Source organism: Pectobacterium brasiliense, assembly GCF_013449685.1.
Taxonomy (GTDB): Bacteria; Pseudomonadota; Gammaproteobacteria; order Enterobacterales; family Enterobacteriaceae; genus Pectobacterium; species Pectobacterium brasiliense_A.
The window spans coordinates 28,430-43,366 of record NZ_JACDSF010000027.1; the positions used below are offsets into that span (position 1 = coordinate 28,430).

Here is a 14,937-nt window from a genome sequence, read left to right on the forward strand (position 1 = left end):
TTCAGCCCGCTCCGCCGCAGACGTCGCAGTGCGGGTTTTTTGGCAGCATCATTTCGCGAAATTGCAGCGTCATCGCATCGAACATCAGCAGTCGGCCTGTCACTAGCCTACCGTAACCGGTTAGCAGCTTAATGGCTTCTATCGCCTGCAAACTGCCGATGGTGCCTACCAGCGGCGACATCACGCCTGCCTCGACGCAGGTCAGCGCATTAGCACCGAACAGACGGCTGAGACAATGATAGCAAGGCTCCTCGGGCTGATAGGTAAAGACGCTGACTTGGCCTTCCATCCGAATTGCTGCCCCAGAGATCAGCGGCTTCTTGAGCTGAAAGCCAATGCGGTTTAGGCGGTTGCGAATGGTGACATTGTCGGTACAGTCCAGCACGGCATCGTGTTTGCTGACCAGTTCGCTCAACGCCTCGTCATCGAGATCGCCATCAACCGTCTCGAGCGAAAGGTGGGGATTCATATCGGATAACGTCAGACGCGCCGATTCGACCTTCGCCATGCCGATACGGGCATCGCGATGCAGAACCTGACGTTGCAGGTTAGACAGAGAGACGGTGTCAAAATCCAGCAGTGTTAAATAGCCGACGCCCGCCGCGGCCAGATACTGCGCGGCGGCACAGCCTAGCCCACCCAGTCCGACAATCAGCAGATGTGACGCCTTCAGCTTTTCCTGCCCGTCAAAATCAAAGCCGCGCAGCACAATCTGTCGATTGTAGCGCAGCATCTCTTCATCGCTCAGCTCCGGCAACATGCTCAGTGCCCCAGCAGCGCGTTGAAGGGCTCGATCTCGACCCATTCGCCAGCGGCGACGCGACCGCGATCTTGCTCCAGTACGATGAAGCAGTTACCGAGGCTGAACGAGCTGAAAACATGTGAACCCTGATGCCCGGTGGTTCTGACTTCCAGCTCACCCTGTGCGTTGCGACTGAAAACACCGCGCTGGAAATCGGTGCGCCCCGGTGTCTTTTTCAGTGCGCTGGTGGTTTTGACGCGAACCCGTGGCGGTAAGCGCCATTGCGTATAGCCAGACAGGCGAGCCAGCAGTGGCTGAACCAGTTGATAGAACGTCAGCGCAGCAGAAACCGGATTCCCCGGCAGGCCGCAGAACCAGGCGTGTTGCAGTTTGCCAAAAGCGAAGGGCTTACCGGGTTTGATCGCCAGCTTCCAGAAATGGATATCGCCCAGCTCATCCAGCATTTGTTTGGTGTAATCCGCTTCGCCAACGGAAACGCCGCCGCTGCTAATCACCAGATCGGCAAGCTTATCTGCTTCATGAAAAGCGGCGCGCAGCGCTGCCGGATCGTCGCGGATAATCCCCAGGTCGTGAACCTCGCAACCTAGCTGTTCCAGCATCAAACGGACGGCGAAACGGTTGGTGTCATAAATCTGGCCGTCTGCCAGCGGTTCGCCGACGGGTTGCAGCTCATCACCGGTTGAAAACACCGCGACTTTCAGGCGGCGTACCACGTCAATCTGTGCAATCCCCAGCGAGGCCAACAGCGGCAGCTCCGCCACGCCAAGCTTGCAGCCCGCAGGCAGCACGCTGGCACCTGCCTGAATGTCCTCTCCCGCCAGACGAATATTCTGGCCGGGTTTTACCTCGTGCGGAAAGCGGATGCCGTCCTCGCTGACGTCAGCCTGTTCTTGCATGATGACGGCGTCGGCTCCTGCGGGAATCGGCGCGCCGGTCATAATGCGAATGCAGGTTCCAGCAGGCCAGTCGCCGGTGAAGGGCGCGCCAGCAAACGCTTTGCCGGCCAGCGGCAGCGTTGTTGAAGCGGACAAATCGGCGCAGCGTACGGCATAGCCATCCATCGCGGAATTGGCGAAAGGTGGGACGTTAATCGGGGAGGCGATGGCATTGGCGGTAATCCGTCCTGCGGCGTCGAACAGGGATACGCGCTCTGTCTCGGTAAGGGAAGGAACCTGAGAAAACATGTTTTCCAGAGCTTGTTCAAGAGTCAGTAAACCTGCGTTAACGCTTTCCATCTTCACTCCACAGTGTGTTTCATCAATACGACTGATTTCATTAATATGATTTATTTCATCAGTAAGAATCGTGTTCCGGCAACGCGTCATTCATGGGCGAAAACTCGTTTCCTATGCCAGTATTAATTATGTCAGAGTTCGTAACGTGGGTGAATGTACGCAGGTCAATGAATAGGGCTTTTATACCCGTCATACTTCAAGTTGCATGTGCGTTGGCTGCGCTTAGTTACCCGAATCACTTACTTGAGTCAGCTCATCGGGATGCCTTCTCTTGNNGAATTATTTAGGGTATAGCGCATGACTCGTCAGGCATCAAACGACAGGGACGGGGTGCGAAAGCGTCACTTTTTTCCCACAAGTCGAACCATTTCGGGCAAAAGTGGACGGATTTGCAGGACATATTGCCCCTGATGGCGTGTCTTTATGACAATTAACTTAATGTTATAAAAAGAAATTTTTCACCGTGCCGATTTCAGTTTCCGCTTTACATCATACCTTGCGCTAAATATAGTCGAAAATCGCTGATAATTTGTCCCTGACCGCGTTGCGCTGATTCCAGCCGCATTTATATGGAGATTCGCCGTTCATGTCGCCCACACAGGATCATTATGCCTCGCTGTCTTCCCCTGTTCCGGGGCTGATTTTGCCTGAAAAACGGGTGGTGGAGGTGCGCAACCTGAGCGTCTATTTTGAGCAGCAGGGGCAGCGGACAGATGCGGTGCGTAATTTGACGTTCTCTGTCGATCGGGGCGAGACGCTGGCTATCGTCGGAGAATCGGGATCGGGTAAGTCGGTAACGTCGCTGGCGCTGATGCGGCTGGTTGAACATGCGGGCGGCGTGATTCATCAGGGCGACATGCTATTTCGCCGTCGCGATGGGCAGGTGCTGGATATCCGCGGTGCCCGTCAGCGTGCGATGCGCGTATTGCGTGGGGCGGATCTGGCGATGATTTTCCAGGAGCCGATGACGTCGCTGAATCCGGTTTTTCCCGTCGGCGAACAAATTGCCGAGTCGATTCGTTTGCACCAGGGGATGGACAGACGCGCCGCGCGGGCAGAAACCTTGCGTATGCTGGATCTGGTCAGAATACCGGAAGCGCGCAACGTGCTGGATCGCTATCCCCACCAGTTGTCTGGCGGTATGCGCCAACGGGTGATGATTGCGATGGCGCTCTCCTGCAAGCCGTCGCTGCTGATTGCCGATGAACCGACGACCGCGCTGGATGTCACCATTCAGGCGCAAATTCTGCAGCTTATTCGTGTGCTACAGCGTGAAATGGAAATGGCCGTGATTTTTATCACCCATGACATGGGCGTGGTGGCGGAAATGGCCGAGCGCGTACTGGTTATGCACCGTGGGGAAAGCGTCGAAGCGGGGAGCGTTGGGCAGATCTTTACTGCACCGCAGCATCCGTATACGCAGGGGCTGTTGGCGGCGGTACCGGCATTAGGGTCTATGCGCGGCCAACCGTTCCCGGAAAAATTTCCGCTGCTGGATCAACACTCGGGGCGTATTGCGGACAACGACCCGCAGGATACTGTTCCCGCGCAGTCAGAACCGATCTTACAGGTGAGCAATCTGGTGACGCGTTTTCCCATTCGCAGTGGTTTATTGAACCGCGTGACCCGACAAGTGCATGCGGTGGAAAACGTCAGCTTCGATCTCTGGCCGGGGGAAACGCTTTCGCTGGTCGGTGAATCGGGATGCGGCAAGTCCACCACCAGCCGTGCGTTGCTCCAGCTAGTTGAAAGCCAGAAGGGCGAGATTACCTTTAATGGTCAGCGAATCCATCAACTGAAAGGGGCGGCGTTACAACACCTGCGGCGTGATATTCAGCTGATTTTTCAGGATCCCTATGCGTCGCTGGATCCCCGTCTGACGGTCGGTTTCTCCATTATGGAACCGCTGCTGGTGCACAACATTTGCCGTCGGCAGGAAGCGGAAAAACGCGTTGAGTGGCTGTTGTCGCGCGTAGGGCTGGAGCCGGAACACGCTCGCCGCTATCCGCATGAATTTTCCGGCGGCCAGCGCCAGCGCGTTTGCATCGCCAGAGCGCTGGCGCTGAACCCGAAAGTCGTGATTGCGGATGAAGCGGTATCCGCGCTGGACGTGTCGATTCAGGCACAAATCATCAACCTGATGCTGGAACTGCAACGTGAATTCGGCATCGCGTTCTTGTTTATTTCACATGATATGGCGGTGGTTGAGCGTATTAGCCATCGCGTGGCGGTGATGTACATGGGACAAATTGTCGAGATTGGCTCGCGGCAAGATGTCTTCGAGCGCCCTCGGCACCCTTATACCCGCAAGCTGATGTCGGCAGTACCGGTTGCCGATCCCTCATGCCGCCAGCGTGAGCAGGTGCTGCTGGTTGACGAAATACCCAGCCCGATTCGGGCGCTTGGCAACGAGCCGATCACGGCGCCTCTGGTGCAGGTAGGTGAGCGACATTTTGTTGCACACCATCCGATAGCCGGCGCTTACTGACAGGGATTCACAAGGAGAACGTAGCATGAGCGTAATGACGATAAAACGGGGCTGGTTAGTCGCCGCAGGGGTAACCGCTGCCATGGCGGCTTCACCCGTCTGGGCAGCCAAAGATGCGGTTATCGCCGTGGGTTCCACTTTTACCAGTCTGGATCCGTACGATGCCAACGATTCGCTATCGCAGACGGTAGCGAAGTCCTTCTATCAGGGGTTATTTGGCTTCGACAAAGAGATGAAGCTGGTGAACGTGCTGGCGGACAGCTATGACGTGAGTCCGGATGGCCTGACGTATACCGTTAAGCTGCATCCTGGCGTCAAATTTCACGATGGATCGGCGTTTAACGCCGCTGCAGTGAAAGTGAATCTGGATCGCGCCAGTAATCCAGACAACCGCTTGAAGCGATATAACCTGTTCAAGATGATCGAAAAAACCGACGTGGTTGACGATCTGACGGTAAAAATTACATTGAAGACGCCATTCTCGGCGTTCGTTAACAATCTGGCGCATCCGGCGGCGGTGATGATTTCTCCGGCGGCATTAAAGCAGTACGGCAAGGATATTGGCTTCCATCCGGTAGGCACCGGCCCGTACCGTTTTGTGGCCTGGAATCAGACCGATTTTGTCAAAGTCGAGAAATTCAGCGGCTACTGGAAGGCGGGTTTGCCGAAGCTGGACAGCATTACCTGGCGTCCGGTCGTGGATAACAACACGCGCGCGGCACTGCTGCAAACCGGCGAAGCACAGTTCGCTTATCCCATCCCGTTCGAGCAGGCCAAGGTGTTGGAGAAAAATGACAAGCTGGCGCTGGTGGCGTCGCCGTCAATTCTGCACCGTTACATCAGCATGAACGTGACGCAGAAACCGTTTGATAACCCGAAAGTCCGGCAGGCGCTGAACTACGCGATCAACAAAGAGGCGCTGATTAAAGTCGCGTTCTCCGGCTATGCGACGCCCGCCGAAGGGCCACTGCCGGGCAGCATTGATTATTCAGTAAAATACCAGCCGTGGCCTTACGATCCGGCGAAGGCGCGTGAGCTGCTGAAAGAAGCGGGCTATCCTGACGGCTTCAGCACCACGCTCTGGTCGTCGCATAACCACAGTACGGCGCAGAAAGTCTTGCAGTTCACACAGCAACAGCTGGCGCAGGTCGGCGTGAAAGTGCAGGTGACCGCCATGGATGCAGGGCAGCGCGCGGCGGAAGTGGAAGGTAAAGGCGTGAAAGAAACGGGTGTTCGCCTATTCTACACCGGCTGGTCAGCGTCGACGGGTGAGGCGGATTGGGCGCTGTCGCCGCTGTTTGCGACGGCTTCCTGGCCACCCGTGCAGTTCAACACGGCGTTTTACAGCAACCCACAGGTTGATGCGGATCTGGCGAATGCGCTGAAAACCACGGATCGGACGGAAAAACAGAAACTGTATCAGGATGCACAGGACAAAATCTGGGCAGATGCGCCGTGGATTTTCCTGGCGACAGAGCGTTTAGTCTCGGCCAACAGCAAAAAACTGACCGGGTTTTACGTGATGCCGGATACCTTGTTCAGTTTTGAAGAGGCCGACCTGAAGGAATAATTCACCGCAAAAGAATGACCAGGGAGTCGGGTGGCCGTAAGGCTGCCCGCGGTGGTCAACACACGTTCACTTATAGGGAGTCCGACGCATGTCTGTGGAAAACTGTTCATGCTGAATTATTTTATTAAACGACTACTGGGACTGATTCCCACGCTCCTGATTGTGATGGTGCTGGTGTTCCTGTTCGTTCATCTGTTACCCGGCGATCCGGCGCGTTTAGCTGCCGGGCGGGAAGCGGATGCTGCCGTTATTGAGATGGTCCGGCAGGATTTGGGGTTGGATAAACCGCTGCCGCACCAGTTCTGGCACTTCTTTACCAATATCCTGAAAGGGGACTTTGGCACATCGATAGTCTCGAAACGACCGGTTACCGAAGAGATTGCCATGCGCTTTATGCCGACGTTTTGGCTGACGGTGTGCAGCATGGTGTGGGCCGTAATTTTTGGCATGGCGATCGGTATCGTGTCTGCCGTGTGGCGCAACGGCTGGCCGGACAGAATCGGGATGACGCTGGCGGTCTCCGGTCTCTCTTTCCCTGCGTTTGCGCTCGGCATGCTGTTAATGCAGGTCTTTTCTGTTGAATTGGGATGGCTGCCGACGGTGGGGGCAGACACCTGGCTGCACTATATTTTGCCCTCGTTGACGCTGGGTGCAGCGGTCGCAGCAGTGATGGCGCGGTTTACCCGTGCGTCGTTTGTTGATGTCTTGCAAGAAGATTATATGCGTACGGCGCGGGCAAAGGGCGTGCGCGAATCGCTGGTGGTGGTGAAGCACGGGCTGCGCAATGCGCTGATTCCGGTGGTTACGATGATGGGGCTGCAATTTGGTTTCTTGCTCGGCGGCTCAATCGTCGTGGAGAAGGTCTTCAACTGGCCGGGGCTAGGACGGCTGCTGGTGGATGCGGTGGAGATGCGCGACTATCCGGTGATTCAGGCAGAGGTGCTGCTGTTTTCGCTGGAGTTTATTCTGATCAATCTGCTGGTGGATATGCTGTATGCCGCGATTAACCCAGCCATTCGTTATAAATAAGGAAAGGGAATGAGACACTGGCGACGTAACGCTATGCTGGCGACGCTCCCTGTCATTAGGGATAAATCGGTTCGTACGCCGTGGCGTGAATTCTGGCGGCGCTTTCTTCGGCAACATGTCGCGGTCATTGCAGGCGTGTTTGTGCTACTGCTGATTGCGATCGCGTTTCTGGCACCGTACCTGATCCCCTATGATGCCGAGACCTATTTCGATTATGAACGCCTGAATGAAGGCCCGTCGGCGGCACACTGGCTGGGGGTGGATTCATTAGGACGTGATATTTTCAGCCGGATCCTGATGGGGACGCGTATCTCGCTGGCGGCGGGCATTCTTTCGGTGCTGGTCGGGATGATTATCGGCACGACACTCGGTCTGGTGGCGGGCTACTACGAAGGGTGGGCGGACAGGATCATCATGCGCCTCTGCGATGTGCTGTTTGCCTTCCCCGGTATTCTGCTGGCGATTGCCGTTGTGGCGATGATGGGCAGTGGGATGGCGAATGTGATTGTTGCTGTCGCGATTTTCAGCATTCCGGCTTTCGCCCGTCTGGTGCGCGGCAATACGCTGGTGCTGAAGCAACTTACCTATATTGAATCGGCCCGCAGCATTGGTGCCAGCGACCGGACGATCCTCTTTCGGCATATTCTGCCCGGCTCGGTGTCTTCCATCGTGGTGTTTTTCTCGATGCGCATTGGGATGTCGATCATCACGGCAGCCAGCCTGTCATTTCTGGGGTTGGGTGCACAGCCGCCGATGCCGGAGTGGGGTGCGATGCTGAATGAAGCGCGGTCGGATATGGTGATTGCCCCGCACGTCGCGATCTTCCCTAGTCTGGCGATCTTTCTGACGGTCCTGGCGTTTAATTTGCTGGGTGACGGTTTGCGCGATGCGCTCGACCCAAAATTGAAAAGCTGAATAAATAAAAAGCAGTGATAAAAAAGCGCGGCAAGTGCCGCGCTCAGACCACTGACAAACCTATTTGCCGAACGAAAACGGGAGTAACGGAATAGAAGAGTAAAGCGTTTGCGCCAAGGATGGCGCAATCCGAGCTTACATGGACGTACTCGTAGCGTCTTTACGATCTATCCGTTACTGCCGCTTGGCGGCCTTTGCAGCCACACACCATTAGAACGAGGTACGTTTGTAGCTGCGGTACTGCGGTTGCCAGAAGTTGTGCTCAATCGCCTTCTGCAATGCATCGGCAGAGGTGACGACGGCCACACCTTGCAACTGTGCGGCTTTACCCACATCCAGTGCAATACGCTTGGACACCTGCTGGATATCGGACAGATCCGGCAGCAGCGCGCCTTCACCGTTATTCGCCAGCGGCGAGCAGTCAGCCAGCGCACGGCTAGCGGCCATCAACATACCGTCAGTGATACGTTTGGCACCCGACGCCAGTACACCTAACCCGATACCTGGGAAAATGTAGGAGTTGTTGCACTGGGCGATAGGGAAGATTTTGCCCTGATAGTTAACCGGAGCAAACGGGCTGCCGGTTGCGACCAGCGCTGCGCCTTCTGTCCAGCGAATGATATCTTCTGGACGGGCTTCTACGCGGGATGTCGGGTTAGACAGCGGCATCACGATAGGACGCGCGCAGTGCTTGTGCATTTCACGGATGATTTCTTCCGTGAACAGACCCGGCTGGCCGGATACACCGATCAGGATGGTCGGCTTGGCATTGCGTACCACTTCCAACAGTGAAATCGCGTCGCTGTTGCAATCCCAATCAGCCAGCAGTTCACTTTTCTGCACCAGCTTGCTCTGGAAATCGAGCAGGTTCGGCAGCTTGTCAGTCAGCAGACCGAAGCGGTCTACCATGAAGACGCGTGCGCGTGCTTCTTCTTCGCTCAGCCCTTCAGACTTCATCTGCGCGACGATTTGCTCAGCGATACCACAACCTGCGGAGCCCGCACCTAGGAAGGCAACGGTCTGATCGCGTAGCTGAGTGCCTGCTGCACGGCTGGCGGCAATCAGGCTGCCGATCGCGACGGCGGCGGTGCCCTGAATGTCATCGTTAAAACTACAGATCTCATCACGATAGCGGTTCAGCAGCGGCGTCGCATTTTTCTGTGCGAAGTCTTCAAACTGCAACAACACGTTCGGCCAGCGGCGTTTAACGGCCTGAATGAATTCGTCAACAAATTCATAGTATTCATCGTCAGTGATACGCGGGTGGCGCCAGCCCATGTACAGCGGATCGTTCAGGCGCTGCGGGTTGTTGGTGCCGACATCCAGAACGACGGGCAGGGTATAGGCTGGGCTGATACCGCCACACGCGGTGTACAGCGACAGCTTACCGATTGGAATCCCCATGCCGCCAATGCCCTGATCGCCCAGACCCAGAATACGCTCACCGTCGGTCACAACGATGACTTTCACGTTCTGTTTGGTGGCGTTTTGCAGCATATCATCGATATGTGCGCGGTTAGGGTAAGAGATAAACAGGCCACGGGCGCGGCGATAGATATCGGAGAAGTGCTCACAGGCTTCGCCAACGGTCGGGGTGTAGATGATAGGCATCATCTCACTGAGGTGACCGTCCAACAGGCGGTAGAACAGGGTTTCGTTGGTATCCTGAATGTTGCGCAGGTAAACGTGTTTTTCAATATCGTGTTTGAATTCCTGATACTGACGCCAGGCGCGTTCTGCCTGTTCTTCGATGGTTTCGACGGCTTCAGGCAGCAGACCATGCAGGTTAAAGTTAGCGCGTTCTTCTTCGGTAAACGCGCTGCCTTTATTCAGCAGGGGAAATTCAAGCAAGATTGGGCCAGCGTAGGGAATATGGAGAGGACGTTTGCTTTCGTATTCTAATTCCATGACTTTTTACTCTCGGATAACAGAAAAAAACTCAGGTGTTGTCGATAAAAACTGTTGCGGATCTTAAATTACCCAGAGAATATGTACAGAAATTGTTAATTAAAATAGTTACAGATGGCTTGCATCTTAGTTGAAATGCAGGCTTTATCGATTCACCTCTCGTTTTTCACACTTCCCTTTGCTGAAATCCTGCACATCCCTCCGCTGTTATTCCTCAATAAAGTGGTGTTCAACGTCGGTGCAGCCCAACTCGGCTAGCATAATTTGCGAAATAGCCCAGTGGCTGACAACCGCGTTGCGACGTTCAACGACAACGGCGTGTTTCACTGTGCACAGATCTTCCCCAGCAAGGTTCATCAGATTTAATGCGGCTTGCAAAGGCGGCAGGCTAGGGTTGAATGCCGCATTTTCTGCGTAGCGCCCGGTATAGGTATTGCCACTTGACGTTTCCAACGCAATGCCGCTAATAGCTTTGCTATAGGGAGCATGGCTACGGTTGGCGGCATCCAGCGCCTGACGCGCAAGTGCATTCACATTCTGCAAGGTGGCACCGTGGTTGACGTCATCCATCAGTAAGGTATCAATTTGCAGATCGACAGGGCCGAAGGAATCCGGCAGATAGTGGCTGAGTACGGCAGGCTGGCGACCCGGTAGTTGAATACGCAGCGATGCCGCATTGCGCAATTCGTTCATAAACTGGCGGCAGTGGCCGCATGGCGTGTAGTTCACGGTGACAGCCTGCAATCCCCGCTCATTACGCAGCCAGGCATGACTGACGGCGCTCTGCTCGGCGTGTACCGTTTGCTGAAGCTGAACGGCACTGAACTCCATGTTGGCACCAAAGTAGAAATTGCCGCTAAGCCCTTGCGCAATTGCGCCAACCTGAAAATTCGAGATAGGCGCCTGTGCGCAGGCGGCGGCCAGTGGCAATAGCGCAAAGGCCAATGCATCGGTGTCTAACTGGCTGGCTTCACAGACGGCATTCACCTCGTCCGCGGTTAGCATGGCGGCGAAATCCGGTTTATCGAGCAATGGGCGGATCGCGGCTTGCAGGTTGGCAGGTAATTGCTGGAAGGCGTTTTCAAATCGTGGATGCATAGTGGCTTACTCTTTTTACCCGTCAATGACGTCATGTTAGGTAGCAGAGTAGCAATAAATTGTGATCAAAATCTCTTTATTGAATGAAATGACTGCAAATTAACTACTAAATGCGAGATGTATCTCAATTTTATGGCGGGGAGATGCGAGGTACGCACCGCCCCACCAGATTTAGCCAGCGACGTGCAAGAGGAGAGGAAAGACAAACGGCGCAATCAGCGACGTGATGATCCCGCAGATGACCAGCGCCAGCGAACTGAATGCACCTTCCTGATAATCAACTTCCGCGCAGCGCGCCGTACCGAGTGCGTGTGAGGCGGTGCCCATCGACAGCCCGCGCGCGGCTTTGGTTTTAATACCGATGCGGTTGAACAGACTGTGGCCTAAGACTGCACCGAGAATACCGACAAAAATCACGCAGACGGCGCTGATAGCCGGAATCCCGCCAATCGAGCTGGCGACGGCCATCGCAATCGGCGTGGTGACGGATTTAGGCAGCACCGAGGCGGCGATTTCTGGCGATGCGCCCATCCACAGCGCCACCAGCGTGCCGGAGATAATGGCAGTCAGGCTACCGATAAAGCACACACTGATGATCGACTTCCAGCGCGCGCGAATTTGGTGCAGCTGTTCATAAAGCGGGAACGCCAGCGCGACCACCGCCGGTTGCAGCAAATCGTTAAGGACTTTACTGCCCTGAAAATAGTGCTCGTAGGGAATCTTCAATACCAGCAGCAGCGGAATAATAATCGCCATCGACACCAGCAGCGGGTTCAACAGGGAAATCCGGGTCAGCACCGCCAGTTTACGCGCGGCGAAAAAGACACTCAGAGTGAGGGGCAGCGACCACCACAAATAGCTGAACATTATTCATTATCCTTCGGCGGCGTGCGATCGCCAGCCACGGCTCGTTCACGCTGCATTATCTGGGTACTGAAACCCACAACCAACATCACAATAAAGGTACTGATCAGGCAGGAAACGACGATAGGGCCAAACTGTTGGCTGACCAGATCGTAATAATTCATCACGCCGACGCCGATTGGGACGAACAGCAGCGCCATGTGACGAATAAGCAGGTGGCAACCTGGTTTTACCCACTGCGCGGGCAGAATTTGCGAAGCGAGAAGGATGAACAAGATCAGCATGCCGATGATACTGCCGGGGATAGTCAACGGAAGTAACGCGGATACCGCATTGCCTGCCAGCAGGCAGAGATAAATCAATGCGAAAGCGCGTAAATACTGCCAGCACACGATGAACGTATTACGCATGGGACATTCCTGATTAGCTGAGGGGATTATCATAACGCTAATGGAATTTACGTGCCACAGCGCACATTGCTAACGTTATGCGGCAAAGCAAGCTAGGGGATATGGGGTGAATGGCCTGAGGGCGACAGCAAACGTGTCGCACCCAAGCCTTTATTGAGCCAAATGTTTTATTGATCCAAATACTTCATTGATCCAAATAGTCGTTAATCAAATAGCTGCTCGTCACGAATCGCGTCACAGACCGCGTCGGTCAGCTTACGCAGTTCATCAGGCTGAATGATAAACGGCGGCATCAGATAAATGAGTCGGCCAAAGGGGCGAATCCACACGCCGCGCTCGACGAAGAAACGCTGTAGCCGCGCCATATTAACCGGACGCTGTGTTTCCACCACGCCGATAGCGCCCAGAACGCGAACGTTTGCCACCAGCGGCGAGTCCGCACAGGGTTGCAGCGCTTCTCGCAGCTGCCGTTCAATCTGTTTGACCTGCCCCTGCCAGCGGTTCTCCGCCAGCAGCGATAAACTGGCGTTGGCTGCCGCGCAGGCGAGTGGATTGCCCATAAATGTGGGGCCGTGCATAAAACAGCCCGCCGCGCCGTTGCTGATGGTTTCCGCAATTGTCCGAGTGGTCAGCGTGGCGGAGAGCGTCATATAGCCGCCGGTAAGCGCTTTTCCCAGACACATAATATCGGGTGAAATTTCCGCATGTTCGCAGGCAAACAGCTTGCCGGTGCGGCCAAATCCGGTCGCGATCTCATCGGCAATCAGCAAGATCCCCCATTGATCGCACAGTTCCCGAACCCGACGCAGATAGGCCGGATGATAAAAGCGCATCCCACCCGCGCCTTGCATGATGGGTTCCAGAATCACAGCCGCGACCTCATGGGCGTGCGCTGACAGCATCGACTGGAGCGGCGCGATATCCGCTTCCTGCCAGTCATCGGTAAAACCGCCTTCGTTGATATCGGCGCATGGCGGCGCATCGATAAACAGGTGAGTCGGCAGATAGCCCTGATACAAGCTGTGCATCGAATTTTGCGGATCGCACACGGACATCGCACCGAAGGTGTCACCGTGATAGCCATGACGTAGAGTGAGAAAGCGCTGACGGATTTCACTGCGAGCCTGCCAATATTGCAGCGCCATTTTCATCGCCACTTCGACGGCTACCGAGCCGGAATCCGCCAGAAACACGCATTCCAGCGCATCCGGTGTGATGTCCACCAGTTGGCGGCACAGCGCCACCGCTGCCGGATGGGTGATCCCGCCAAACATCACGTGCGACATCTGGCTGAGCTGAGCCTGTACTGCCTGATTGATCGTTGGATGGTTGTAACCGTGAATCGCTGCCCACCACGATGACATACCGTCAATCAGGCGACGTCCGTCATCCAACTGAAGCTCGACGCCGCTGGCCGATACGACCGGATAGCAGGGCAGCGGTTCGGTCATTGAGGTGTAGGGATGCCAAATGTGGCGCTGGTCAAAAGCAATGTCTTCCGGGCTCATGATGATCTTTCGTAAACCAAAATAGATTCTATCTGGTTGACAGTATATCGGGTTAATTTACACTGGCGAAACGTTTTTAGTTTGGAGATGCCGAAGTGGCTGACCGCATGTACTGGACGCTTGAGCAAGCGCAAGACTTATTTAATAAACCCTTTCTGGAACTGATGTTTGAAGCGCAGCAGATCCACCGTCAGCATTTTGATCCCCGTCAGGTGCAGGTTAGTACGCTACTGTCGATCAAAACCGGTTCCTGTCCTGAGGACTGTAAGTATTGTCCGCAAAGTTCCCGCTACCGTACCGGGATTGATACCGAACGTCTGATGCAGGTTGAACAGGTGCTGGAGTCGGCCCGTCAGGCGAAAGCCGCAGGATCGACGCGCTTTTGTATGGGGGCGGCGTGGAAAAACCCGCACGAGCGTGACATGCCGTATCTGGAACAGATGGTGCAAGGCGTGAAAGCGATGGGAATGGAAACCTGCATGACGCTGGGGACGCTGCACAACGATCAGGCCGAGCGTTTGGCCTCTGCAGGGCTGGATTTCTATAACCATAACCTCGATACCTCACCAGAATTTTACGGCAGCATCATCACGACTCGCACGTATCAGGAGCGCCTGGATACGCTGGATAAAGTGCGCGGCGCGGGCATTAAAGTCTGCTCTGGCGGCATCGTTGGGTTGGGGGAAACCGTGCGCGACCGCGCCGGGCTGCTGGTGCAACTGGCTAACCTGCCGACGCCGCCGGAAAGTGTGCCGATCAACATGCTGGTGAAGGTGAAAGGTACACCGCTGGCGGATAACGATGATGTCGATCCGTTTGATTTCATTCGGACTATTGCCGTTGCACGCATCATGATGCCGGCCTCCTATGTGCGCCTGTCCGCCGGGCGCGAGCAGATGAGTGAGCAAACGCAGGCAATGTGTTTTATGGCGGGGGCGAACTCCATTTTCTACGGCTGCAAACTGCTTACCACGCCAAACCCGAAAGAAGACAAGGATCTGGCGCTGTTCCTCAAACTGGGTCTGAATCCGCAGCAGACGGCGACCGAATACGGGGATAACCAACAGCAACAGCGGTTGGCGGAACAGCTGGTTAATGCCGATAGCGAGCAGTTTTATAATGCTGCGGTATAACCTCCAGCCTGCAAAC

The 14,937-nt window shown here is 55.3% G+C and carries 12 protein-coding genes; 5 read left to right on the forward strand and 7 right to left on the reverse strand.

Annotated features, from left to right (window positions below; all coding sequences use genetic code 11):
• Position 1 precedes the first annotated feature (1 nt).
• A complete protein-coding gene (moeB, locus tag H0248_RS11265) occupies positions 2 to 760 on the reverse strand; it encodes a molybdopterin-synthase adenylyltransferase MoeB (protein WP_180785997.1) in 759 nt (252 codons plus the stop codon).
• A gap of 2 nt (positions 761 to 762) precedes the next feature.
• A complete protein-coding gene (gene moeA / locus H0248_RS11270) occupies positions 763 to 1,998 on the reverse strand; it encodes a molybdopterin molybdotransferase MoeA (protein WP_180785998.1) in 1,236 nt (411 codons plus the stop codon).
• 586 nt (positions 1,999 to 2,584) lie between these two features.
• Here moeA and H0248_RS11275 point away from each other — a divergent pair.
• From H0248_RS11275 to gsiD, 4 genes are all read left to right on the forward strand, one after another.
• Positions 2,585 to 4,486, forward strand: coding sequence for a dipeptide ABC transporter ATP-binding protein (locus H0248_RS11275; protein WP_180785999.1), 1,902 nt, complete (start codon positions 2,585 to 2,587; stop codon positions 4,484 to 4,486).
• A 25-nt stretch (positions 4,487 to 4,511) separates the two neighbouring features.
• On the forward strand, positions 4,512 to 6,056 hold the full coding sequence (gsiB, locus tag H0248_RS11280) for a glutathione ABC transporter substrate-binding protein GsiB (protein WP_180786000.1): 1,545 nt from the start codon (positions 4,512 to 4,514) through the stop codon (positions 6,054 to 6,056).
• A 108-nt stretch (positions 6,057 to 6,164) separates the two neighbouring features.
• Positions 6,165 to 7,085 (forward strand): glutathione ABC transporter permease GsiC, encoded by a 921-nt coding sequence (gene gsiC / locus H0248_RS11285; protein WP_039558211.1) that lies wholly within the window; start codon positions 6,165 to 6,167, stop codon positions 7,083 to 7,085.
• A 9-nt stretch (positions 7,086 to 7,094) separates the two neighbouring features.
• The gene (gene gsiD / locus H0248_RS11290; protein WP_180786001.1) at positions 7,095 to 8,000 is read left to right on the forward strand and encodes a glutathione ABC transporter permease GsiD; all 906 of its coding nucleotides are present in this window, start codon (positions 7,095 to 7,097) and stop codon (positions 7,998 to 8,000) included.
• 210 nt (positions 8,001 to 8,210) lie between these two features.
• On the opposite strand, the gene H0248_RS11295 is transcribed toward gsiD, so the two are convergent.
• The 5 genes from H0248_RS11295 to bioA all read right to left on the reverse strand — a co-directional run bounded on the left by H0248_RS11295 (position 8,211) and on the right by bioA (position 13,788).
• Positions 8,211 to 9,908: an NAD-dependent malic enzyme gene (locus H0248_RS11295; protein ID WP_180786002.1), complete on the reverse strand. Its 1,698-nt coding sequence runs from the start codon at positions 9,906 to 9,908 to the stop codon at positions 8,211 to 8,213.
• 207 nt (positions 9,909 to 10,115) lie between these two features.
• Positions 10,116 to 11,006: a cytidine deaminase gene (gene cdd / locus H0248_RS11300; protein WP_180786003.1), complete on the reverse strand. Its 891-nt coding sequence runs from the start codon at positions 11,004 to 11,006 to the stop codon at positions 10,116 to 10,118.
• A 171-nt stretch (positions 11,007 to 11,177) separates the two neighbouring features.
• Entirely contained in the window at positions 11,178 to 11,873 is a 696-nt protein-coding gene (locus H0248_RS11305; protein WP_180786004.1) for a CidB/LrgB family autolysis modulator, read from the reverse strand.
• Positions 11,873 to 12,280 (reverse strand): CidA/LrgA family protein, encoded by a 408-nt coding sequence (locus H0248_RS11310; RefSeq protein ID WP_180786005.1) that lies wholly within the window; start codon positions 12,278 to 12,280, stop codon positions 11,873 to 11,875. Before H0248_RS11310 ends, H0248_RS11305 begins: the two co-directional genes overlap by 1 nt.
• 203 nt (positions 12,281 to 12,483) lie before the next feature.
• Positions 12,484 to 13,788 (reverse strand): adenosylmethionine--8-amino-7-oxononanoate transaminase, encoded by a 1,305-nt coding sequence (gene bioA / locus H0248_RS11315; protein WP_180786006.1) that lies wholly within the window; start codon positions 13,786 to 13,788, stop codon positions 12,484 to 12,486.
• Positions 13,789 to 13,883: 95 nt separating this feature from the next.
• On the opposite strand from bioA, the gene bioB reads away from it, so the two are divergent.
• Positions 13,884 to 14,921 (forward strand): biotin synthase BioB, encoded by a 1,038-nt coding sequence (gene bioB / locus H0248_RS11320; protein WP_010303333.1) that lies wholly within the window; start codon positions 13,884 to 13,886, stop codon positions 14,919 to 14,921.
• The last annotated feature ends 16 nt before the right edge of the window (positions 14,922 to 14,937 follow it).